Here is a 22,150-nt window from a genome sequence, read left to right on the forward strand (position 1 = left end):
CTATTTCATCAGCGGTAACACCACTTCTGCTGTTTCCATTACCGATTCACCGTATTGAGGGTAGGTTTCCAGTAAGGTATTCACCATCGCGTCAACCAGCAGTAATGCCCCAACTTTGGATGCAAATGCACCGCCCGTCAGTGGCCCCTCAGGCCGAGCCGCCACCAACAATTCATTGGATACAGCCGACAACGGGCTGTGGCTAATATTGGTCAGCGATACAACAGGCGTACCTCGCTTATAAGCCAAGTTAGCGGCATGAATCACTTCTTTAGTTGACCCCGAGCTAGACACCGAGAACCACATATCGCCCTCGCAGCTTTGGCCCGCACTCATCGCTGCCAAGTGCGTATCTTCATACATAATCGCCTTTTTGCCGATACGGACTAAACGATACGCTAAATAGCGCCCTACAATGCTAGATGCTCCCACTCCAACACAGCCAATAAAAGTGGCGTTATGTACCAACTCGCAAATGCGCTTCAGCGATTTTCGGTCGATTAGTTTAGCCGTGTCTTGCAAGCTATCGACGGCACTCTGCGCCGACACATCGCAAATATCACCCTCGATTTTGCTCTGAGTTTGACTGGCCGTTTGGCTCAGATCCACCGCCAAAGCCATACGAAAATCGGAGTAGCCTTTGTAACCCATGTCGCGGCACAAACGGACCACAGTCGCTTCACTGGTTTGCGTGTTACGAGCTAAATCTGTGATGGTTTGAAACTGAACATCGTGTGCATTTTCGAGAATATAGTCAGCAACTAACCTGAGTTTTTTACTGAGCGGCTCAATATTTGAACGTAGTCGAACCAAGAGATTTTTCGGCGAATTCACAAGGGCCTCATTAGGTTTGTTTGGCTTAGGCAAAAATACCAAAGCGCCGCGAATATTGACACCATACCATTGATATTAATTGTAAACACCTGCACCGTCGCTAAGAGTAAACAAGGGGAGTATGATGCTCCCCACGATAACTTGATGTTGGCTTCTGAGCTATTGCCCATAACCTAACATCATTTGAGGTAGTGCTAAGGTGAACTGTGGGAATACCGCGACCAAAATAAGCACGATAAACAGCGGCACCAGCAAGGGAAGTACGCCACGTGTTAACGTGTGAAACGGAATATTCCCGACTTTTGACACCACATACAACGCCATACCCATTGGCGGCGTTAAAATACCAATCATCAGATTAAGAATCGCCATTACCCCAAAGTGAACTGGATCGATTCCTACCGCTCCTGCAACAGGCACCAAGAACGGAACAAGCAGCAATAGCAGTGCAAGAGACTCTATAAACGTTCCTAGAAACAGCAGCAGCAGGTTAATTAGAAGCAGTAGAACCAATGGGTTTTCACTGATGGTTAAGAAATAATCCGCCAGCATTTGTGGCAGCTGCTCACGTGCTACGATCCAGCCAAATACCGTCACTCCCATTACCATCAACGCAACAACAGCAGTAGTGTTCACGGTTTCTTTAAGTACATGAACAAAACCAGACAACGTCAGCTGCTTATACACTACCGTACCCAAAAATAATGCGTACAACGAAGACACAACCGCCGCTTCAGTCGGTGTAAATTTACCGGAGAAGATACCACCAATGATGATCACTGGCGTCAGTAGCGACAAAAATGCCTCTTTAAATGATGTCGCCTGCTCTCTGCGCGTTGCTCTAGGTAAGGTCATGTAGCCACGCTTTTTACAGATGAAGTAACTCATCACCATCAACGCGATACAGCACATCAGCCCAGGGATTGCTCCCGCAAGAAATAGCGCACCAATTGACGTGTTCGACACAACGCCATAAATCACCAACGGCACAGAAGGTGGTACTAGTGGGCCAATAATACAGGAGGCCGCTGTCAAACCACCGGCAAAATCGTCGTCGTATTTAGCGTCACGCATCGATTTGATTTCTAGCTGCCCTAAGCCACCAGCATCAGCCAATGCGGAACCCGACATACCCGAAAACAGTAAGCTTGCCATGATGTTTACATGACCTAGGCTACCCGTTACGTGCCCCACCATCGACTTAGCAAAGTTAAAGATACGCTCCGTGATTCCAGCACTATTCATCAAGTGACCGGTCAGCACAAAAAACGGGACAGACAACAAGGTAAAGTTATTGATGCCGCCCAACATCTGCTGAGCGGCGAAGTTTATCCCGGTACTGTTGGTCATCACCAAAAAGACTAAAGCGACAAAGATAAGAGAGAAGCCAACGGGCATACCCGCAAATAATAGTCCCAGCCAGCCAAAAATTGTTCCAAACATGTCGATTCCCTACCTTTCCATCACTTCGCCAGATTGAGTGTGACCCGAGCGCGCACAGTGGCGAAATTTCCCCATAATCCCCACCATTTTTTGCAATTGACGAACAACCATGAAAGCGCCTCCCAGTGGCAGACTGTAGTTCATCCATTTACTAGAAATACCAAGAGTGATGAGCTCAAAAAAAGCAGTGCGCTGAACATGCTGATAGCCTAAATAGATAATTGCAAAAATAGATACCAACACAGCCAATTCCAAAGTCAGCACTAATAGCAGGCGTAGCTTTTCAGGCAGTTTGTCGGAAAAAAAAGTGATATTGACGTGCTCATTGCGCTTTATCGCCATGGCACAACCAATCAATGACATGTACATGAACAGCACACGAGCGAGCTCTTCACTCCATAAAGAGGGGGAATCGAGTAACCACCGGGTCACTATCTGCCAAGTTAGTACGGCGAGCAGCGCCGCCATCAATGGCACCGTGATGATCTCTTCAAGATTGCTTAAGATTTTACGTAACATTTAATGCTCCAAGGCTGGCCTTCACTGGCCAGCCAAGATTCTTACTTCGACACAAACATCTGTTGCCACTACATTGCAGCTAATTTCTTCACCACAGGTTGGCCTACTTTCGCTTCAAACTCAGCGTATAGAGGTTGCATCGCATCACGGAACGGCGCTAAATCGGGGTAAGTGACATTCACACCGTTTTCTTTGAAGAAAGAGATCAACTCAGCTTCTTGTTTTTTCACGCTTGCCGTGTGTTGCTCACCCACTTTTGCAATCGCTTGGTTCATGATTGCCTTGTCTGCTTCCGACAGTGACTGCCAAGTCGTCTCTGAAATGATCACCATCTGGTCATTCACGATGTGATTGGTCATCGCCAAGTTGCCTTGTACTTCATAAAACTTCATCGTTTTAATGGTTGGTAATGGGTTTTCTTGACCATCAACTGCGTTGGTTTGCAGGGCTAAATACACTTCAGAGAACGCCATTGGTGTCGGTGAAGCGCCCGACAATTTTGCATAGTTAAGATTTGGCTTTGCGTTAGGTACGCGCAACTTCAAACCTTTGAAGTCTTCAATCGAATTCAGTGGGCGGTTCGAGGTGGTTTCTCGGGTACCGTTGTACCAAGTGTCCAGAGCACGCCAGTTAAACTTGGTCAGCATTTCCTCACGAATACCTTTACCAAAGTCTGAATCAAACATGCGGCGAAGGTGCTCATAATCGCGTGCTACATAAGGTAGGGTCACTGCTTCGGCGCGAGGGATCCACAGCCCCATTCGACCAAACTCAGCATAAGTAATATCCAAATCACCCATACTCAGCTGCTGCAGCATGGCACGGTCATCACCGAGTTGTGCGCTTGGGTATAACGTCAATTTCAGCTCACCATCGCTCATCTCTTCTAAAGTATCCGCAAGTAACTTAGCAGAGGTGTATTCCACTGAACCGACCGAAGCTTGCATGCCCATTTTAAGAGTTGTTGCAGCATGAACTGAGGAAGCACATCCCAGTGCCAGCATCGCGAGAGTAATGTTGTTGATGACTTTCATAATCATTCCTTTGTCGTATTTATACTTTGTTTCACTGTTTTCAAAAAAAACTTTTATTTTGTTTGAAAAAAATCTTCGTTGTGAATTATTATGGTGGTGGAGATTATTTTCAAACCAACTTTTTACGAAATGTGATCGTGGGCAAAAATTCACCAGCCTGATTAATTTAACGGCTGATTCACACGAGCAACGTGTTGATAAGCGCAATTTGCAGCCACGAGTAAATCAAACGCTACGAGGCCAATCGTGAAAGCTAACAAACTAAATATCGACGAGTTAAGACAATCACTGCATGGCCAAACTGTGGTTTCCATTCAGCCAGTGACCGACAGCCCGTTAGAAAAAACTGACTTTATTGTGGCCATGGCGATAGCCGCAGAACAGGCGGGCGCCAAGGCGCTTCGAATCGAAGGCAAAGAGAACGTAGCCGCTGTGGCTACCGCAGTGTCGATCCCAATCATTGCGATCGTTAAGCGGGATTTAGACGACAGCCCAGTTCGGATTACACCATTTGCTGCCGATGTTGATGACCTAGCTGGAGCGGGTGCCACAATCATCGCTTTCGATGCGACAGAACGTGTTCGTCCTGAATCACGCGAGCACATTGCCCAAGCAATCCTAAACTCTGGATGTTTCGCTATGGCAGACTGCTCATGCTTTGAAGATGGTGAATGGGCAAACTCACAAGGCATAGAAATCATCGGTTCCACCTTGTCAGGTTATGTTGGCGACGTTGAGCCGATCGAGCCAGATTTGCAACTGGTCAAACAGTTTTCCCAAGCCGGCTTCTTTACAATGGCTGAAGGGCGTTACAACACCCCAGAGCTAGCCGCGCAAGCCATTGAAAATGGTGCAGTCGCCGTAACGGTTGGTTCAGCCATAACTCGGTTGGAAGTCGTGACTCAATGGTTTAATACAGCAACTCAAACAGCAGGAATGAAAACATGCACACCTTAGCGATTGACATTGGCGGTACTAAGATCGCACTTGGCGTTGTCAGCAATGGCAATATTATCGAACGTTGCCAGCTTCCGACTCCAAAAGCTCAGTCTGCAGAGCAATTTGCGCATGCGATTTTGGCCCATTGCCAAGAGTGGCTGGCCGGTGTCGACAAAATTGGTATTTCGACCACCGGGCTTGTAACAGAACAGGGGATCAGCGCGATCAACCCTGGCACCCTTGCATTCCCTGCGCCTTTTCCACTTCACCAAGAATTAGAACGCTTAACGGACAAACCGGTTGCTATATTAAACGACGCGCAAGCGGCAGCATGGTTTGAGTACCTGCAGTTAGATGGTCAGTATAAGAATATGGCCTATGTGACTGTGTCTACAGGTGTGGGTGGTGGCTTGGTCATTGATGGCAAGCTCCATACTGGCGCAAGCAATTTGGCTGGCCATATCGGCCATACTGTCATCGACTTAAATGGTCCAGAGTGTGGTTGCGGTTTGAAAGGCTGTGTCGAAGCCGTTGCCTCAGGCACCGCCATCAATAAGTTTGCTCGAGAGTCGATTCGTGAAGACATCAGCAACATCGAATTATTCGAACTCGCTAAAACCGATCCCAAAGCGCATGCTATCATTGAGCGCAGCGCCAAAGCCGTTGCGACTTTGTGCACTAACTTAAAAGCCAGCTGTGACCTCGATGCCATCGTATTAGGCGGCGGCATTGGCCTTGCGGGAAACTATATCGACCTAGTTCGTAACGAAGTGGCTAATGCTCCAGCGCCGTTTCAAGTGCCAGTATTCGCTGCAATAGGTGATTACGATGCATGTTTACTAGGCGCAGCCTTTCAGTTTTAGGCTATAGATTAAGGATTTTATCGTCATGACTTTACACGCTATCTCCGCTCATCGCATTTTCGATGGCGAAGTTTTTCACTACCAATCGGCGCTTGTATGGCAAGGCGATACTTTGATCGGTATTGAGAAAGCCGATCAACTTTCCGCCGATGTCACCGTCACTGATTACCCAGATAGCACTATTGTTCCTGGGTTCATTGATTTACAAGTCAATGGTGGTGGGGACATCATGTTCAACTCACAGACAGATGTAGAAGCTATCGATGTCATCTGTCAGGCGCACAGACAACACGGTACTGCCTATTTATTACCGACTCTGATCAGTGATACGCCAGCGAAAATTACCGCGGCGCTTAACGCTACCGATGCTGCACTTAACGACCGCATTGCTGGTGTATTAGGTGTTCACTTGGAAGGCCCGTGGCTTAACCCAGATAAGAAAGGCGCTCACAACGCAGACCTGTTTTACGACCCTAGCATCGATGAACTTGAACAGTTCCCATGGCTTAGCCACGGTGCAACTCTCATCACCCTTGCTCCGGAGAAGGTTAATCAAGGCTCAATAGAATGGTTGGCCAACAAAGGCATCATTTTGTCCTGTGGGCACAGCAATGCCACCAGCAAACAGCTCCCAGATGAAACGTTGCAACACATAGGCGGATTCACTCACCTATTCAATGCGATGTCTCCATTAGAGGGCCGTGAACCAGGAGTCGTGGGTACGGCACTGATGACGGATCACGCCTGGTGCTCCATCATTACTGATGATATCCATGTCGCGAGACAGAACGTATTACTGGCTAAACGAAGCAAACCGCAAGACAAGCTCCTGATCGTAACTGATGCCATGGCAACCGTGGGCAGCAAGACCAATCAGTTTGAGTTAAATGGCGAGACAATTCGTGTCGTTGACAACAAATTAGTGAATGCCAACGGTAGCCTTGCGGGTGCACACATCGGCATGGACCAATCCGTCGCCCAAGCCATAGAATGGGGAATTGATGAAGCAGAAGCCTACCGCATGGCTTCGACGTATCCCGCCCAAGCGCTCAAGCAGGATAACCTTGGCTACCTGAGAACCGGCTTTCGAGCCGCCGCAACAATTCTCAGCCACGACCATCAATCGCAAGCCGTGCTGGTCGATGGAAAACTGTTTTCCAATTAATCACGATGATTAACTAGAAAAAGCCGCTTTTTAGCGGCTTCTTTCATCTTTGTAGCTCTAATAAGGGCGAAACAAAAAGTAACCTTCTGACAACTTTTCTATTTGAAATCACTCCGTATTCTTACCTATTGCTCTAGCCATATCGTACAAATCTCCGTATGGTAAATGATTCTTTTTATTGAATATGGAGGGCTCATGGAGTTTATCGACAACGTTCTGAACATCGACTCATTTCTTGCCGTTACGCTTGGTATCATAGTGCTATTTATCGGGCGCCGCTTGACGCAAAAAACGTATTGGTTAAAAGAATTCAGTATCCCAGAGCCCGTATCGGGAGGCATTCTAGTCTCTATCTTGTTTGCTGCGCTGCACTACTTGACCAGTATAGAAGTGCAATTCAACTTAGCTGCGCGCGACATGCTATTGGTGTATTTCTTTACAACAATCGGTATCAACGCCAGTTTGTCTGATCTGTTCAAAGGTGGCCGACCACTCATCATTCTTCTCACCGCGACAATTGGCTACATGTTCATTCAAAACCTGACCGGTATTGGGGTAGCCAAAGCTCTAGGCCAACCTGAAATTGTCGGCCTGCTCAGTGGCACGGTTTCCCTTATTGGTGGTCACGGCACTGCGATTGCTTGGTCACCGCGAATTGGCGAAGCGTTTGATTTAGATACAGCGATGGAAATCGGCATAGCCAGCGCGACATTTGGCTTGATTCTGGCGAGTTTAATGGGTGGTCCAATTGCCAAATTCTTGATTAACCGCCACAACTTGAGCCCTGAAAAGTTTGAACGCATGGACGTAGGTACTAGCCAAGACCAGCCGCAGCCTTCAATCAATGCTTTTGATTTCCTCGATGCGGTACTTGCTATTCACCTATGTATTATCTTGGGTGCAGTACTTAACGAAGTCATCGCTGGATGGGGACTAGAACTACCGCTGTTTGTGAGCTGCCTATTCGCCGGTATCTTGATTTCTAACTTACGAACGAAGCACTATCGCCGCTTCACTGGCCGTTTCTGGCCAGCACGTAAACCGGCTATTGCGCTCATTGCAGATATCGCGCTTGGCGCATTCTTGGCTATGTCACTAATGAGCATGCAGCTTTGGGCTCTCGTCGATTTGGCAGGACCAATCTTTGCGATTCTCGGTGCCCAATTTATCGTAGCAATCTCGATGGCGATTTTCGTGGTTTTCCCGCTCATGGGTAAAAACTACGATGCCGCAGTGGTATGTTCCGGCTTCGGTGGTATTTCTCTGGGCTCGACGCCAACAGCAATGGCAAATATGTCAGCGGTTGCCCAAAAATATGGTAACTCTCACCAAGCCTTCATCATTGTTCCTCTGGTATGTGCGTTCTTTATTGATTTGGCAAACGCGCTGATCATCCCTTACTTTATCAGTATGCTCCAATAACCCATATTTTTGAGTCGCCTTAAACAAGAAAAGAGCCCGCATTAAATGATGCGGGCTCTTTTTAATGATTAACACCAGTAACAATCACAGTAAGAACTGGTGTTTCGCTTGATCGAACGACAAACGTTCAAGTAGTGAGTTAGCAGTCTCCTGCCCTTCCTCATCGAACTGCACGCCATACTTACAATACTGCTGAGAGCGTTTCTTGTTTTTGATGACACCCGTCAAAGTTGGGCTGTTATCGGGATCATCACGGTCATGGATCTGGAACTCAACCACATTTCCCACCTTGTAATCCGATAGGGTTCTGTCAGTCACTAACTGACAGCCGCCTCCAGATATATCGCGAATTTGACATAAGTGCTTTTTGTCTTCAGGGAACAAAATACCTTCTAAAGAAATATCCAGCCTTGCTTCATTTCTCAGGCCATGTGCCATTTGGGTTGCCGTAGGCATAGAAATCAAGAAAATACTGTGTGGTCCCGCTTGGACAACATACTCAATTTTACTCTTAAAGTAGATGCGAGCACCTTCCCCTTTCTGCGAAATCGCACACGCTTTTATTGGATACCCACGTTGAAAAAACACGGCGAAGTCTTGTGGAGACACATCCGGTTTTTCCAGTAACAAAAGGTGTTGGGAGTGAATACCAATAAACTTAGTACGGCACTTCAAAGACTTACCTGTAGGCGTTTCAATATGAAATGCCACATCACTGAGTGGGTTAACGGTTGAGAAAGCATCTTCTCCATAAGCGATACTACCCATATCTTTGGGTGGCGAAGCTTTTTGCGGCTGTTCTTCTTCCTGAGCTAACTGAATTGGCTCCTGGGGAGCGTTATTTTCATCTGATACTTGCGCTTCCATCGTCCTACCTAACCAATAGTGTTGGATCTATTACTTAGGTATAAAACATCTCTCAAAACGCAGCAAGTTTCTATTCATTAAATTGCACAAACGCGCACCTTTCTGTTTATCAAAGAGGCACTGAGTAAATGCCGTCTGTTACTCAGTGCCAAGTGGAAGCTCAATCTCTGCACGTTTTAAACAAATCGTAATTTGCATCGTACTCGTCGGTTTCAACGTCCATTAGGCCGAGCATTGAGTGAAACAGGTTGTCGTGTGAGTAAGTGTCACGTTTTGTCGTATGGCTTTCCAAGCACGATAGATTGATCTGTTTAGCTTGTTGGAAACCATCTGAAAACCACATCATCAATGGCACATGATTTTGGTAATCAGGCGCAAACGAATAAGGCAACCCATGCAGATATACACCATGTTCTCCAAGTGATTCTCCATGATCAGATACGTACACCAGTGCCGCATTGTATTTATCCTGCAGCGCTTGTAGTCGTTTGATCGTTTGGCTAACCACGTAGTCTGTGTACAAAATCGTGTTGTCGTAACTGTTAATGATTTCTTGCTGCGTACAGTTTTCTATATCCGCTCGGTCACACGCTGGTTGAAACTGTGCCATAGATTCTGGGTAGCGTTTGTAATAGGTCGGGCCATGGCTGCCGTTCAGGTGCATCACAACAAAACGGTTACCATCCATCGAATCCACATTACGTTCAAAGTCTTCTAACAGCGCCATGTCGTAACATCTGCTGCCATCACAGAACTCGTTGCTTTCGCTACGGTCTACCTCAATCTTCTTGATCCGTGCCGCCATCGACTTATCGCCACCATCGTTTTCTTTCCAAAGCACATCGACACCCGCGTGCTGCAAGATATCCAGCCAATTATCTTGGTGCGTAGCTTGTTCAGAATCGAAAGAATCGTGAGTTAGGTTGGTAAACAAACATGGTACCGAGACAGCCGTTGCCGTCCCACATGATCGGACGTCATGAAAAGTAATCATATTAAGCGGTTGGGTATACTGGTTGGTTGGTCTTGGATAGCCGTTCACCTGATAGTTTTGTGCGCGAGCCGTCTCGCCCATCACAAACACAACCAAATTAGGTTTACTGTTGGCTTGAGCAACCGCCCTATCCGATTGCTGCGCTTTAGCGCCTAACGTTTTGAACTCCATTGGCGATGACAAGTAAGTATCTTTAATGTAACCAGTGGTGCTATAGACAAACTGGGTAGGAATAATCATCTTCTTCAGGTAACTATTATTGCGACCAATCGAGGCATAATCTTGATAGTAAAATGCAGCAATAAACGCAATAACAGCAAGGGAAGCCGCCATTGAAAGGACTTTAGTCACCACCAACTTAGTGAAGTCAGAGCGCCAAACTAATTTAGATTTGGCAACCAAAATTGCTGGGATAATACCCATGACAGCCACCCAGATAATGGAGTATTGGCTGATATACGCCTGAGCTTCACCACTGTCGGTTTCAAAGATGTTCTGAACCATCCCATAGTCGAACATGGTGCCATAGTTGTAGCCGGCATAGCTCACTGCACTTGAAAACACCAACAACGCCACGAAAAATGGCTTGGTTATCCATGGCCAACTGAAAAGGTTAAACAGAAAGTTGAGTGCTGCAGCAAAAAACAGTGGGACGGAAATTAAAAAGCCTAACTTAACGTTATCAAGGTGCTGGGTTATCGAAGCCAACTCTTTATAGATAGGCAGATTTATGACTAATGCAAAATAAATGGCGACAAGCACGGTGAATGTCACGTAAGACAATTCCGTCTTAAGCAGTTTATTGAATTTATTCATGGGTATACAAACAAGCGAGAGGAGGAAAATAACACAGAGAGGCCACACCTATTCGCGTCACCTCTCTATGAGTCAATAATTTGAACTAGGACTCTAGGTCGTAAACGGTGTAACCCTTATGCGATAAACACTGCCTAAGCACGAGCGCCTGAGTTTTAGTCGCTTCTTCTGAGCCGCCAAGCGCTCCTGCTCCAGCGCCGACCGCACCACCTGCGGCTGCACCAACCACTGCGCCGCCGATACCACTGTCAATCGCGCCTAGCACTGCCCCCATTGCAGCGCCGCCAATTGCACTGTTTTCGGCTCCCACTTTTGCGGCTTCACCTTTATCAACGTTCTCGGCATAACCTTGGCAGTAGTTAAAGTCTTGCTCATATTGCACTGGGTCCACATTGGTCATATCAACCACGGGCTGTTGATTGTAAGCACACGCAGTCAGTGCCAATGAAGTAAAAGCGATAGGGATATATTTCAGCATGGGCTTGTCTCTGAATAATCTAGGATGAAACAAATGTACGCTGTTTTATTAAGAATTAATGTCGTGGGCTTGTATAGAAATGTCGGTGTTTGTAAGAATCCGATGACAAGTGATAGGCATAAAAAAGCCCAGCAGTATGCTGGGCTAGAAAGTCAGTTCTTCAAATTACGGCTGTTGCTTGGTTGGTGCTAGTGCAATTTCACGAATACAAACGTTTTGCGGCTGTTGGTAAGCGTATACCACTGCTCGAGCAATATCGTCCGCTGCTAGAACGCCACCCATGTCCTCTTTCCAAGAGTCGTAACCATCTTTTATATCTTGAGAAGTCGTATGAGACAGCAATTCAGTTTCAACCGCACCAGGTGCAATGGTTGTCACACGAACATTAGAAGCGGCCACTTCTTCACGTACGTTCTCAGAAATCGCGTGAACAGCAAACTTAGTACCACAGTAAGCCGCGTGATCAGGGAACGTTTTCTTACCTGCAATTGAGCTGATGTTAATAATCGTACCGCTGTTACGCGCTTTCATTGGTGCAAGTACCGATTGCATACCGTTCAGTAAGCCAAGTACGTTTACATCAAACATGCTCTTCCACTCTGAAGCATCTTGAGTATCAATTTGACCAAGAAGCATCACGCCAGCGTTGTTTACAAGTGCATCAGCTGGGCCGTAGATTTCTTCTGCTTTCGCGATAGCAGCTTCAAAGCTAGCTTTATCGGTAACATCGACTTTTTCACATAGAGTGTTTGGCAAGTTTAGCGCTTCCAAACGCTCAACACGACGAGCCAACAAAAGAAGTGGATGACCTTCATCACTTAGACGACGAGCAATCGCTTCACCAATACCAGAACTTGCACCTGTAATTACAATTAGTTTTTTCATCTTATGTTTCCTCATCTTGGCTAACCGCCACACTAATAAGTATTGTTTGGAGCAGCGACTCTTCAGTTGGTCTGCCTCGCTGCGATGGGGAGTATATTAAGCAAAACATTATTGTTGATATATACACCATTAGTTGAAACACTATTGCTATATAGCAACAATAAAGACTATTACTTGTAGGGCCATCATTATGATTAATCAGATCAACCTTGCCGATATTCGCTCTTTCGTCTTGATTGCCAAACTTGGGAACTTCACCAAAGCGGCAGAAGAACTAGAAGTTTCTCGCTCTCATGTCTCTCGCCAAATCAGTAATCTAGAAGCTCAGATGGGTGTCACCTTACTGATACGAACCACTCGGACTTTGAAACTGACCGACGCCGGAAACGCGTTCTACCAACAATGTGAGCAGTCGTTGCATGGTATTGATCAAGCCTTGCTCGCCGCTGTCGACGACGTGGAGTCGGTTCGAGGTGAAATCAAAATCAACTGTGTCGGTGGCTATTTAGGCGAAGAACTGATCGCTCAAGTTGCGAGTGACTTTATGTTTAAGCACCCAGATGTCAGCATCGACCTCGATTTCAGTAGCCATCGAGTCGACCTGATTGAAGAGGACTTTGATATCGCCTTTCGCATGGGCAAGCTAGATGATGCCGGGTTCGTCGCACGTAAGCTGCTGGATATTGAAATGGGCACATTGGCAAGCCCGAAATACTTACAGCGTTATGGCACACCTAGTCACCCAAAAGAGTTGGCTCAACACCATTGCTTAACCGGCTCGGTGAAAAAGTGGAGCTTTATCAGCAGCGACGACACCCAAAAAGTCGACACGCAAGTCCATGGCCACTTACAGTGCAAAAATGGTCGAGTGCTAGTTAAAGGTGCTTTAAATGGCAACGGTATTATTCGAGTCCCCACCATTTACTGCCAAGACGAAATAGCAGAAGGCGAGCTGCAAGAAGTATTTGAGCACTGGAAGATCCCGACCGTCGATTTCTCTGCCATCTACCCAAGAGATAAATACCAACCTAAACGGTTAAGAACCTTTATTTCATTCGTAAAAGACTATTTTGATCGACTATAATCGCGCCGGTTTTATTTAAAGCAATCGACACTATGAAGTTAAAGAAGCGACTCCTGCGTATTGAGTCCATGGTTGAAACCGGTTACGACCATATTTGGGACTGTTGCTGTGACCACGGTTTATTGGGGGCCGCGTTAATGAGTAGCGGCAAAGCGCCAAACATACACTTTGTCGATATTGTGCCGACACTGATGGACAAACTAGAACTGCGCCTCAAACAGCGTTTCCCTGCGAATCTTAACAGCCATTGGTATACACACTGTATTGATGTCGCCACCCTGCCCTTGAATGAGTTTGGTGGTCGCCACTTAGTCATCATAGCGGGTGTCGGCGGCGAGCTTACGGCTCAGCTATGCCAAGCGATTTCAGAAGCCAACCAAGATCTCGAGATTGATTTCCTGCTGTGCCCGGTCTATCAACAATTCACGCTGCGCAACACCTTGTCGAAACTCGGCTATGGGATGAAAAACGAATCACTGGTCGAGGATAACAAGCGCATTTATGAAGTGCTACTTGCCAGTAAGGGGAGCAGTCAGCCTATTTCAGCCGTCGGGTGTAAGCTCTGGCAGTCTGAATCCGACCAACAAGCATTGATCGCCGAAAAATATCTGAGCCTCACACTCAATCATTACCGCCGCTTACAACGCAGTAACGTTGAAGCAACGAAAGCGGTACAAGCGTATGCCAGTGTAACGTTAACTCAATAAACCAGATCCGGCGCCATGAGCTCACACCGTGGCGATCCTCTAGATAATCCACTCGTTTCCTACTGTTTTTGCATCCTAATCCATCGTGGTGCAGACTACCCTTACTGGCTATCGCTCAATTGGCAGAGGAATTATGAGCAACTTACATACGCTATTTATCATTGAAGACGACATGAAACTACGCGACATGTTGAGTGAATATTTCTGCCAACAGAACTTCACAGTTACTACGTTCGCAGATGGTGAAGGTGCCGTTGAGGCGATCATCACTCAACAGCCTGATATCGTATTGCTAGATTTAATGCTACCCGGTGACGATGGCCTGACAATTTGCCGACAGATTCGGACACAGTACTTAGGTAAAGTACTCATGCTCACTGCCAGCGATGACGACTTCGACCATGTCGCGGCATTGGAAATTGGCGCCGATGACTTTGTTAACAAGCCGATTAAACCACGTGTTTTGTTAGCAAGAATGCGAATGTTGCTACGGCGTTCGCCTGCCGAATCAGCAGCCAAAGAAGAACAAGTAAACACGCTGTCGTTTGGTCAGCTGGCTTTGAATAAGTCTCGAAAACATTGCCAGCTGCAAGGCGAAACCGTCGATATGTCCGACAGTGAGTTTGATTTGCTATGGATTCTCGCATCGTCACCTGATGAAGCTCTATCGCGAGACGTGCTCATGCAAGCGTTAAGAGGTATTGAGTATGATGGAATCGACCGTACGATTGATAACAAAGTGGTGGCGCTGCGCAAAAAGCTCGGCGACAACTCGGCCACACCACAACGTATCATTACCGTAAGAGGCAAAGGCTACTTGTTCGTCCCTGATGCTTGGTAATGTTTCTTCCTAACGCTCATTGAGGTCATTATGCGCCGTATCTACCTAGAATCCTTATTAGGGCTATTTATTCTATTTGGTTTAAGCCTGACCGCCTATGAAGTGATTATTTACAATGTATACACTGACTACGATGAAGTCCTCAAAGAACTTGAGGGAGAAGCGTTTCAGGAGTTAATCACCAATATCTACGTAAACCAAGGTGCAGAGCAAGGTGTTCAAGCCCTACAAAACGTTGTCGACAAAACTGATAAAATCCTCACCGCGTACGCGGTCAGCGACCTGCCTGATGATGTTCGTGCCTACTTCTCTCAACCCTCGCCAGATAAACCCATTTTTTACGACAGTGATTACCACTTTTGGCTGAAGCTCGCCGATAGCCCGACTGTCTATAGTGTGTTGCCAGATGAATCGACAGAACTTAGGCAAGCGATCTCATTCGATGACAATATTCTTTGGAGCTTCATTTTCGCCGGCTTTTTGTTGTATTCAGTGTGCTTGATATGGTTTCTTAACCGCCGAGTTCGGCAGCTGGAACAAGCAACTCTGCAGTTTGCTGAGGGCGACTTGTCTGCACGAGCTCCCACTCAGAGTAAATATGCCGTAGGCACCTTGAATAAAAGTTTTAACCTCATGGCAGACAAGATCAGCCATTTGATCACCAGTAACCGAGCGCTCACCAACGCTATCGCTCACGACCTTCGCACGCCTATTTTTCGTATGCAGTGGCAAGCAGAAATGCTTTTGGACGACGAACTCACACCTGCTCAATATAAAAAAGTGACCAGTATCGTCGAAGACACCGAAGAAATGGAATCCATGGTGGGGGAGCTGCTTTACTTTGCCAAAGTAGAGCGCCCCGATGCCGTGCTAGATGTTAAGCGAACAAACATCAACGATACGATTCAAATGGCAATGAACAAAGCCAACACACCCAATGGCATCGCTGTGAGCGTGAATCAATCAGAACCTTGTTATGCCGATATAGACACTTCTCTATGGGCCAGAGCACTTAGTAACCTGATTAACAACGCCAACCGCTATGCGAAAAGCCGTATCGAGGTCACTGTCATCAAGCAACCACATAAAGCGGTGATTCGTATTGAGGATGACGGCAACGGAATTGAGTCACAACATTGGCCGTTTATCTTCGATGCGTTTTATAGCGCAGATTCTTCTCGTAACAAGCAACACAATGGCTTCGGGCTTGGTCTCGCGATAGTAAAACAGATTGTTGAACGTCATAGAGGTCAGGTTTCAGTACAGCAAAGTCACTTAGGTGGGGCACAGTTTGATATCCACCTCCCTCGATCTGAAGACGAAACATAGAGTGGATACTACGAAGAAAAAAGGCCAGCGTCCTGCCGGCCCAAAAAACTTAAAAGTGTAAAGCGGGTTAACGCTCCCTAAAACAATTAAGAGTCCAAGGTAGGGGCTAAACTACCGCCCTTATCTCTTGCACCTGTATACCTTAAGCCAACTCCCCTGCCGCCACGAGGAAAACCAAGATTTCCGAACCGGAAATTGATTATTCCCCATAGCAAATTCAATTAGGCAGTGCCCAATTTGAGAACTTTCTCCCCTTCTCTGAAGATGACAAATAGAGCGGACACTTCGAACAAAAAAAAAGGCCAGCATCCTGCTGGCCAAAAAACCTAAAAATATAAAGCGGGGTTAACGCTTCCTAAAACAATTAAGAGTCCAAGGTAGGGGCTAAATCACCGCCCTTATCTCTTGCACGTGTCTACCTTAAGCCAACTCCCCTGCCACCACGAGGAAAACCAAGATTTCCGATCCGGAAATCCATTAGCACCCTTCGCAATATTGGGTATAAGTCATGGTGTCTCTGATGAGGCTTGCGCTACTATAATTGCCAGTAGATGACAGCGGAATCATTATGAATCTAGATATTCAAAACATTGTTGTACTCACAAAGATGTACCAGCTAAAAAATGTTGGGCTGGTTGCTGAAGCGATGGGCAAAACGAGCGGGGCTATTAGCAAAACATTGTCTAAGCTAAAAAGCCAACTTGATGATCCGCTGTTTGTCCAAACTAAGAGTGGCTTCGAGCCGACTAGCTTTATGGATGCCAATATCCATCACTTTGATGCCATTTTAAGAAGCGCCGACGCCATTCAGCACCAGCAGTTTTCACCGAGTACGCTGTCAGAACACATCACCATCTATGCCAACACATTGTTCTGGAGTCGTTTTGGCGACCGTCTATACCTAGCACTACAAGCACAAGCACCACATGCAAAATTTTCGTTCTTACGTTGGGGGGAGGAACCCAAAAGACAGTTATTAGAGGGAGAAAACTGCATTGCGATACATGCGTTGGACGACTCTATGCCCCAATCTCTGTACCAACGAACCATCACTACAGATAGGGCAGTATTCTTTGTTAGAAATGATCATCCCGCGCAAACTTTGGAACAACTAATAGCGTACCCAATGGTAGTGCTGCAAACGCCTGGCTGGAACGATCATAAATATCGAATGCTAGATAGGCTCAAACATATTGGTTACCACATCTCTCCAGCCGTGGAAGTAGAAAATCCGGTTATGAGCCACAATATTGTTTTGCAGTCAGACCATTTCGGGTTAACGCTTATGCACAATGTCCCGAAAGGCTGCCGCGTGGTTGATACTAGTCACTTAGAAGGGTTAGAAGTGACTTATGTCATGTCCTGTCGCCGCGCTAAAAGAGAGTCGCCACTCAACAGTTGGTTATTTTCAACCATAACGTCACTGCTAAAGCATTCTGAAAATTAAGGCAGCAATACTGACCCCGTGTCTTTCTCTCCTAGCACATCATCAGGGTTACGCAGGCTGCAGTTTTCCAGCGACAAACAACCACAGCCAATGCACCCACTGAGGTTACTTTGCAGTGATTGCAGGCGCTCAATTCGCTGTTCGAGCAAATCGTGCCAACTTGTCGCCATCTCTTCCCACTGCTGCTTATTGGGTGCTTGATTCAGTGGCAAGTGCGACATGGCATCAGAGATCTCTTCTAAGGTTAAGCCAACCTGCTGAGCAGCTTTGATCACCGCTACTCTTCTGAGCACGCTACTGTGATAACGCCTTTGATTGCCTTGATTACGCCAACTTGTGATCAAGCCTTTTTGCTCATAAAAATGCAACGCAGAAACCGCGACACCCGCGCGTTTAGCGACTTCCCCAACACTCATTTCCATTGTTACCCCCTCGAATCAGTATTCTTTCAAAAAAGTGAAAATAGCACTTTACCTCAAGTTAACTTTAGGTATTAGAGTAGCAGCCAGTCAGTTGGATTGCACGGAGAAAAGCAACGATGGTTAAACTACTAACAGGGCAGCAAGCCAAGAATCGCTGGGTGGTAAGTACTCAGCACAAATCAACTCCATATCTCATAGCACGCTTCTTTGATGGCATCAGCTCCGGCTTGTTTATGATGGCACTGCCTTGGCTAATGCTGCAGCAACCTAATATGGGAACGTTTGTCGCATTAGTGGCGCTTGCTTGTACCGCAATTTCGTTTATGACCACACCGTTTTTCTCAACACTCATCGATCGTCATTCACGTAAACAGGTTCTTATCGCCGTTCAGGCACTGCAATCAACAACCGCACTGATTGTTATGCTGAGTTACCTTTTTGGTAGTGGCTCGATATGGATACTGGCCGCATCCCAGTTGGTGTTTTGGGTATCCAGTAACGTGGCTTGGAATGCCAATAATGCGTTTACCCAAGAGAACTACCAGCAATCGGAATACGCGAAAATATCCGGCTATCAAGAAGTGGTGATGCAAGGAACTACACTGGGTGCCGGCGCATTGGGCATCGTATTACTCGAGATGTGGGGCATGTTTGAATTTGCACTGTTCGCCGCCATTGCTTCTGGTATTGCAACGATGAGCTATGTGGTCACTCCCTATGCACAAAAAATCCGTCGCTCTCAAAAAACACCATTTATGGCGCAAGTCACCGAAATAAAGACTATTTTCAGCCAACAACCTGCGTTTTACGCCGTGTTGCTTGTGTCATGCTTGTCTTATCCAGTTCTGACGTTTTTGGGCAAACTGGTCCCTATTTGGTTTGCCGAGCAACAGGTCTCCGGCTCTTGGGTCGCGTGGTATAACATTGCATTTGGACTCGGTTCGCTGATCACAGGTTTGATGGTATCTAAAATCCTCTCCACAGGCTCTCATCTACGCATAATGCAATATTCAATGTTAGTACTTGCAGGTTTGCTGCTGGCGATGGGAGGAATGGTAGAACCTTTGTATATCGTGTTACTGACGCTAGGTTTTGGCTTTTTCAATGCACTTAACCGCATTGCCCGCACCAACTGGATGCACCATACCATTGCTATGGAGCAGAGAGGTCGTGTCGATGGAGGGCTAGTGATGTTTTCTACTCTAGTCCAGAGTTTAAGCTACGTGCTGATCGCTTTTTTAGCGCACACCGACACCACACAGTATGGCTTTGTTATCGTTGGCATCATCGTTCTTGTTGCCGCCACATGGATGATGCGCCTTGGCCAGAGAGTCGACTCACCCTCATTAGCAACGGCACACTAGGGCCTTGATTCTAGTGCTCTTCATTCACTGCTTGGGTCACCTATTTATGGTGGCCCCTTTTTAAACCAATGAAACATTTCGCAACCTCGATTCACTCATCAAATTGAATCCAAGTCATTTAATGCCTTTTTCTTATATTTCATACCTTTTTTTCATTTCATACCAAACAACATAATTTGTACCTTTACAGAATAACAACCCATAAAACATTCACATAAATTATCAATTCAGAATAAATAACAAGGACAATCAATAATGCTTATTGCTGTTATCGCTTCGCTGGCGGTATTTTCATTTATCCTCGTCTTCCTCTATGGACAGCAGAAGAAAGGGAACACACTCTCACGCTTGGTACTACTTGGGCTAGTCACAGGTAGTGGCTTTGGCCTTGCGCTACAACTTCTATTTGGAGAAGGCAGTACCGTCGTCGCTCAAACTCTAGAATGGGTGAATATTGTCGGCCGAGGCTATGTCGGCTTACTGAAAATGATCATCATGCCGTTGGTATTGGTATCGATGATTGCAGCCGTAGTGAAGCTAGAAAAAGGCGGCTCACTTGGCAAGATTTCAGGGCTGACCATCTCGGTACTGTTAGCCACGACTGCAATTTCAGCCATTATCGGTATTGTGGTCACACAAGCATTTGGTCTTTCGGCTGAAGGGCTCACAGAAGGTGCGCGTGAAACAGCACGTATTGCAGTGCTCGAGAATCGCGCTGGCTCAGTCAGCGACCTGACCATTCCTCAAATGCTGGTATCATTTATTCCAACCAACCCATTTGCCGACCTAACGGGATCTCGCTCTACTTCGATTATCGCTGTGGTTATTTTTGGCGTGCTAACGGGCATTGCTGCACGTAAAGTCATGGCGGAAAAAGAAGAACTGGAATCTCCGATTCGCACCTTTGTTGAAGCAAGCCAATCTATCGTAATGCGTTTAGTAAAAATGATCATGGCGCTAACGCCTTATGGTATCGCTGCGCTGATGGCAAAAGTGGTTGCGACTTCAAGTGCGTCTGACATATTAAACTTGCTCGGCTTTATCGTTGCATCTTATGTCGCCATTGCGCTGATGTTTGTCGTACATGGCATTTTGGTCTCTTTTGTTGGCGTCAGCCCGAAAGAGTACTTTCAGAAAATCTGGCCAGTGCTCACTTTCGCCTTTACGTCACGCAGTTCAGCAGCAACTATTCCACTTAACGTAGAAGCGCAAATCACTAAGCTGAATGTACCGCCAGCGATCGCTAACTTGTCAGCTTCATTTGGTGCCACCATTGGTCAGAACGGCTGTGCGGGTATCTACCCAGCCATGCTGGCAGTGATGGTCGCGCCATCGGTAGGTATCGACCCGACTGACATCAATTTCATTTTGTCACTTATCGCAATCATTACCATTAGCTCATTCGGTATTGCTGGCGTTGGTGGCGGCGCAACCTTTGCTGCGCTTATCGTACTTCCAGCAATGGGGCTACCTGTGACCATCGCAGCGCTGCTTATCTCGATCGAACCTCTTATCGACATGGCGCGTACGGCACTGAACGTATCGGGTGCGATGACAGCCGGCACCATTACCAGCCGAATCCTAGGCAAGAAAGGGCAATCAGGCGAGACAAACGCCGAGCCTCAACAAGCCTAACCCCTTAACCTAAACAAAAAATGGCCAGCATATGCTGGCCATTTTTTATTAGTACGTATATCTGCGTGTCTTTATTTTCGCAGTAATGCAGAACGCTTAAGCGAGCTTAAGATCGAACTCTGTGCGGTACTGAACCATATCTTCAATCGTCAGCACTGGCATGTTGTGCAGCTTACCGAACGCCACAATTTCAGGCGCTTTTGCCATTGTGCCATCTGGATTAGTCACTTCACATAGAACGCCAGCAGGTTGTAAGCCAGCCATTTGCATCAGATCCACGGTTCCTTCGGTATGACCACGACGAGTCAATACACCACCAGCACGAGCACGTAGTGGGAATACGTGACCAGGTCTTGCCAAATCTTCAGGTTTAGCAGTCGGGTTAGCTGCCGTTTTAATCGTTGTCACACGATCTTGCGCTGAAACACCCGTTGTCACGCCAACTTTCGCTTCAATTGAAACGGTAAACGCGGTTTGGTTTGCGCTGTTGTTATTTACGACCATTGGTGGAAGGTCAAGCTTGGTCGCTTGCTCGTCCGTCAGACATAGACACACGATGCCGCTACATTCGCGGATCATCAGTGCCATTTGCGCATTAGTTAGATGCTCTACCGAGTAGATGATGTCGCCTTCATTTTCACGATCTTCATCGTCTAACAACAAAACACCACGGCCTTCTTTTAAAGCAGACAGTGCATTTTCAACACGAGTGATTGGATCGCCGAACTCGGCAAGTAGAGAAGACTGATTCATGGTTAAACTCCTAAATATCACCAGAATCAGGGCTGTATGAGGGATATAAAATCCAAAACGAAATGCACCCTCCTGACACGATGCAGGTGAGTGTGTTTCCATTCTCTCTCATCCGGACTATAACCGTCGGCTCTGGCTTCTCACCAGATCTGCTGACCTCGACGAATCGAGCGCTCGCGGGCTGATCCAATAAATGGATATACCGCCGGTGGGGAATTCCGCCCCGCCCTGAGAATAAAAATTAAAGTACCAACATAATTGTTGGCCTAGGTATTACTTTGCCCAAACAGGCAGGTGGATAGTAGCCCT

The 22,150-nt window shown here is 46.7% G+C and carries 21 protein-coding genes and 1 riboswitch; of the genes, 11 read left to right on the forward strand and 10 right to left on the reverse strand.

The annotated features are described in order from the left end of the window. The 4 genes from J4N42_RS21460 to J4N42_RS21475 all read right to left on the reverse strand — a co-directional run bounded on the left by J4N42_RS21460 (position 1) and on the right by J4N42_RS21475 (position 3,830). Entirely contained in the window at positions 1-834 is an 834-nt protein-coding gene (locus J4N42_RS21460) for a MurR/RpiR family transcriptional regulator (protein WP_252032227.1), read from the reverse strand. A gap of 159 nt (positions 835-993) precedes the next feature. Continuing rightward, positions 994-2,277: a TRAP transporter large permease gene (locus tag J4N42_RS21465; RefSeq protein WP_252032230.1), complete on the reverse strand. Its 1,284-nt coding sequence runs from the start codon at positions 2,275-2,277 to the stop codon at positions 994-996. Positions 2,278-2,286: 9 nt separating this feature from the next. Continuing rightward, complete coding sequence (locus tag J4N42_RS21470) at positions 2,287-2,796, reverse strand: TRAP transporter small permease (RefSeq protein ID WP_252032233.1); 510 nt, start codon at positions 2,794-2,796, stop codon at positions 2,287-2,289. A 68-nt stretch (positions 2,797-2,864) separates the two neighbouring features. Continuing rightward, on the reverse strand, positions 2,865-3,830 hold the full coding sequence (locus tag J4N42_RS21475) for a sialic acid TRAP transporter substrate-binding protein SiaP (RefSeq protein WP_252032236.1): 966 nt from the start codon (positions 3,828-3,830) through the stop codon (positions 2,865-2,867). 246 nt (positions 3,831-4,076) lie between these two features. Between J4N42_RS21475 and J4N42_RS21480 the strand changes: the two genes are divergently transcribed. The 4 genes from J4N42_RS21480 (at position 4,077) to gltS (ending at position 8,219) form a co-directional block, all read left to right on the forward strand. Then, positions 4,077-4,787: a putative N-acetylmannosamine-6-phosphate 2-epimerase gene (locus J4N42_RS21480; RefSeq protein ID WP_252032238.1), complete on the forward strand. Its 711-nt coding sequence runs from the start codon at positions 4,077-4,079 to the stop codon at positions 4,785-4,787. Continuing rightward, on the forward strand, positions 4,775-5,632 hold the full coding sequence (locus J4N42_RS21485) for an N-acetylmannosamine kinase (protein ID WP_252032241.1): 858 nt from the start codon (positions 4,775-4,777) through the stop codon (positions 5,630-5,632). Before J4N42_RS21480 ends, J4N42_RS21485 begins: the two co-directional genes overlap by 13 nt. A 25-nt stretch (positions 5,633-5,657) precedes the next feature. Beyond that, positions 5,658-6,797 (forward strand): N-acetylglucosamine-6-phosphate deacetylase, encoded by a 1,140-nt coding sequence (nagA, locus tag J4N42_RS21490; protein ID WP_252032244.1) that lies wholly within the window; start codon positions 5,658-5,660, stop codon positions 6,795-6,797. Between the two features lie 195 nt (positions 6,798-6,992). Further along, positions 6,993-8,219 (forward strand): sodium/glutamate symporter, encoded by a 1,227-nt coding sequence (gene gltS, locus J4N42_RS21495; protein ID WP_252032247.1) that lies wholly within the window; start codon positions 6,993-6,995, stop codon positions 8,217-8,219. A gap of 84 nt (positions 8,220-8,303) precedes the next feature. Here the strand turns inward: gltS and J4N42_RS21500 are convergent, their stop codons facing one another. From J4N42_RS21500 to J4N42_RS21515, 4 genes are all read right to left on the reverse strand, one after another. Then, positions 8,304-9,086: a PilZ domain-containing protein gene (locus tag J4N42_RS21500; RefSeq protein ID WP_252032250.1), complete on the reverse strand. Its 783-nt coding sequence runs from the start codon at positions 9,084-9,086 to the stop codon at positions 8,304-8,306. A 160-nt stretch (positions 9,087-9,246) separates the two neighbouring features. Continuing rightward, positions 9,247-10,896, reverse strand: coding sequence for a phosphoethanolamine transferase (locus J4N42_RS21505; RefSeq protein ID WP_252032253.1), 1,650 nt, complete (start codon positions 10,894-10,896; stop codon positions 9,247-9,249). A gap of 85 nt (positions 10,897-10,981) precedes the next feature. Further along, complete coding sequence (locus J4N42_RS21510) at positions 10,982-11,374, reverse strand: glycine zipper family protein (RefSeq protein ID WP_252032256.1); 393 nt, start codon at positions 11,372-11,374, stop codon at positions 10,982-10,984. Positions 11,375-11,539: 165 nt separating this feature from the next. Beyond that, positions 11,540-12,259 carry an SDR family oxidoreductase gene (locus tag J4N42_RS21515; RefSeq protein ID WP_252032258.1) on the reverse strand — a complete coding sequence of 240 codons (720 nt, stop codon included), beginning with the start codon at positions 12,257-12,259 and terminating at the stop codon, positions 11,540-11,542. Between the two features lie 190 nt (positions 12,260-12,449). On the opposite strand from J4N42_RS21515, the gene J4N42_RS21520 reads away from it, so the two are divergent. The 5 genes from J4N42_RS21520 to J4N42_RS21540 all read left to right on the forward strand — a co-directional run bounded on the left by J4N42_RS21520 (position 12,450) and on the right by J4N42_RS21540 (position 17,667). Further along, positions 12,450-13,343: a LysR family transcriptional regulator gene (locus tag J4N42_RS21520; RefSeq protein WP_252032260.1), complete on the forward strand. Its 894-nt coding sequence runs from the start codon at positions 12,450-12,452 to the stop codon at positions 13,341-13,343. Positions 13,344-13,375: 32 nt separating this feature from the next. Further along, entirely contained in the window at positions 13,376-14,050 is a 675-nt protein-coding gene (locus J4N42_RS21525; RefSeq protein ID WP_252032262.1) for a tRNA (adenine(22)-N(1))-methyltransferase, read from the forward strand. Between the two features lie 133 nt (positions 14,051-14,183). After that, a complete protein-coding gene (locus J4N42_RS21530) occupies positions 14,184-14,891 on the forward strand; it encodes a response regulator (protein WP_252032264.1) in 708 nt (235 codons plus the stop codon). Between the two features lie 30 nt (positions 14,892-14,921). Further along, entirely contained in the window at positions 14,922-16,220 is a 1,299-nt protein-coding gene (locus J4N42_RS21535) for a sensor histidine kinase (protein WP_252032266.1), read from the forward strand. A gap of 562 nt (positions 16,221-16,782) precedes the next feature. Further along, a complete protein-coding gene (locus J4N42_RS21540) occupies positions 16,783-17,667 on the forward strand; it encodes a LysR substrate-binding domain-containing protein (protein ID WP_252034130.1) in 885 nt (294 codons plus the stop codon). Here J4N42_RS21540 and soxR read toward each other — a convergent pair. Then, positions 17,664-18,089, reverse strand: coding sequence for a redox-sensitive transcriptional activator SoxR (soxR, locus tag J4N42_RS21545; protein ID WP_252032268.1), 426 nt, complete (start codon positions 18,087-18,089; stop codon positions 17,664-17,666). The two genes, J4N42_RS21540 and soxR, sit on opposite strands and share 4 nt — an antisense overlap. Positions 18,090-18,205: 116 nt before the next feature. Between soxR and J4N42_RS21550 the strand changes: the two genes are divergently transcribed. Both J4N42_RS21550 and J4N42_RS21555 read left to right on the forward strand, forming a co-directional pair. Further along, positions 18,206-19,453: an MFS transporter gene (locus J4N42_RS21550; protein WP_252032271.1), complete on the forward strand. Its 1,248-nt coding sequence runs from the start codon at positions 18,206-18,208 to the stop codon at positions 19,451-19,453. Positions 19,454-19,708: 255 nt separating this feature from the next. Continuing rightward, positions 19,709-21,088 (forward strand): L-cystine transporter, encoded by a 1,380-nt coding sequence (locus J4N42_RS21555; RefSeq protein WP_252032274.1) that lies wholly within the window; start codon positions 19,709-19,711, stop codon positions 21,086-21,088. A gap of 96 nt (positions 21,089-21,184) precedes the next feature. Here J4N42_RS21555 and ribB read toward each other — a convergent pair whose 3' ends face one another. Further along, positions 21,185-21,841, reverse strand: coding sequence for a 3,4-dihydroxy-2-butanone-4-phosphate synthase (gene ribB, locus J4N42_RS21560; RefSeq protein WP_252032276.1), 657 nt, complete (start codon positions 21,839-21,841; stop codon positions 21,185-21,187). 96 nt (positions 21,842-21,937) lie between these two features. Then, positions 21,938-22,081: riboswitch (FMN riboswitch) on the reverse strand. Positions 22,082-22,150: the final 69 nt, after the last annotated feature.

The organism is Vibrio sp. SCSIO 43135 (assembly GCF_023716665.1).
Lineage (GTDB): Bacteria > Pseudomonadota > Gammaproteobacteria > Enterobacterales > Vibrionaceae > Vibrio > Vibrio paucivorans.

Bases quoted from the DNA above. Each gene is read 5' to 3' on its own strand.
- J4N42_RS21510 (WP_252032256.1), bottom strand. From the start codon at position 11,374: ATGCTGAAATATATCCCTATCGCTTTTACTTCATTGGCACTGACTGCG.
- J4N42_RS21520 (WP_252032260.1), top strand. From the start codon at position 12,450: ATGATTAATCAGATCAACCTTGCCGATATTCGCTCTTTCGTCTTGATT.
- J4N42_RS21555 (WP_252032274.1), top strand. From the start codon at position 19,709: ATGCTTATTGCTGTTATCGCTTCGCTGGCGGTATTTTCATTTATCCTC.
- J4N42_RS21500 (WP_252032250.1), bottom strand. From the start codon at position 9,086: ATGGAAGCGCAAGTATCAGATGAAAATAACGCTCCCCAGGAGCCAATT.
- J4N42_RS21535 (WP_252032266.1), top strand. From the start codon at position 14,922: ATGCGCCGTATCTACCTAGAATCCTTATTAGGGCTATTTATTCTATTT.
- J4N42_RS21470 (WP_252032233.1), bottom strand. From the start codon at position 2,796: ATGTTACGTAAAATCTTAAGCAATCTTGAAGAGATCATCACGGTGCCA.
- J4N42_RS21515 (WP_252032258.1), bottom strand. From the start codon at position 12,259: ATGAAAAAACTAATTGTAATTACAGGTGCAAGTTCTGGTATTGGTGAA.
- J4N42_RS21525 (WP_252032262.1), top strand. From the start codon at position 13,376: ATGAAGTTAAAGAAGCGACTCCTGCGTATTGAGTCCATGGTTGAAACC.
- J4N42_RS21505 (WP_252032253.1), bottom strand. From the start codon at position 10,896: ATGAATAAATTCAATAAACTGCTTAAGACGGAATTGTCTTACGTGACA.
- gltS (WP_252032247.1), top strand. From the start codon at position 6,993: ATGGAGTTTATCGACAACGTTCTGAACATCGACTCATTTCTTGCCGTT.
- J4N42_RS21465 (WP_252032230.1), bottom strand. From the start codon at position 2,277: ATGTTTGGAACAATTTTTGGCTGGCTGGGACTATTATTTGCGGGTATG.
- J4N42_RS21475 (WP_252032236.1), bottom strand. From the start codon at position 3,830: ATGAAAGTCATCAACAACATTACTCTCGCGATGCTGGCACTGGGATGT.
- nagA (WP_252032244.1), top strand. From the start codon at position 5,658: ATGACTTTACACGCTATCTCCGCTCATCGCATTTTCGATGGCGAAGTT.
- ribB (WP_252032276.1), bottom strand. From the start codon at position 21,841: ATGAATCAGTCTTCTCTACTTGCCGAGTTCGGCGATCCAATCACTCGT.
- J4N42_RS21530 (WP_252032264.1), top strand. From the start codon at position 14,184: ATGAGCAACTTACATACGCTATTTATCATTGAAGACGACATGAAACTA.
- J4N42_RS21485 (WP_252032241.1), top strand. From the start codon at position 4,775: ATGCACACCTTAGCGATTGACATTGGCGGTACTAAGATCGCACTTGGC.
- soxR (WP_252032268.1), bottom strand. From the start codon at position 18,089: ATGGAAATGAGTGTTGGGGAAGTCGCTAAACGCGCGGGTGTCGCGGTT.
- J4N42_RS21550 (WP_252032271.1), top strand. From the start codon at position 18,206: ATGGTTAAACTACTAACAGGGCAGCAAGCCAAGAATCGCTGGGTGGTA.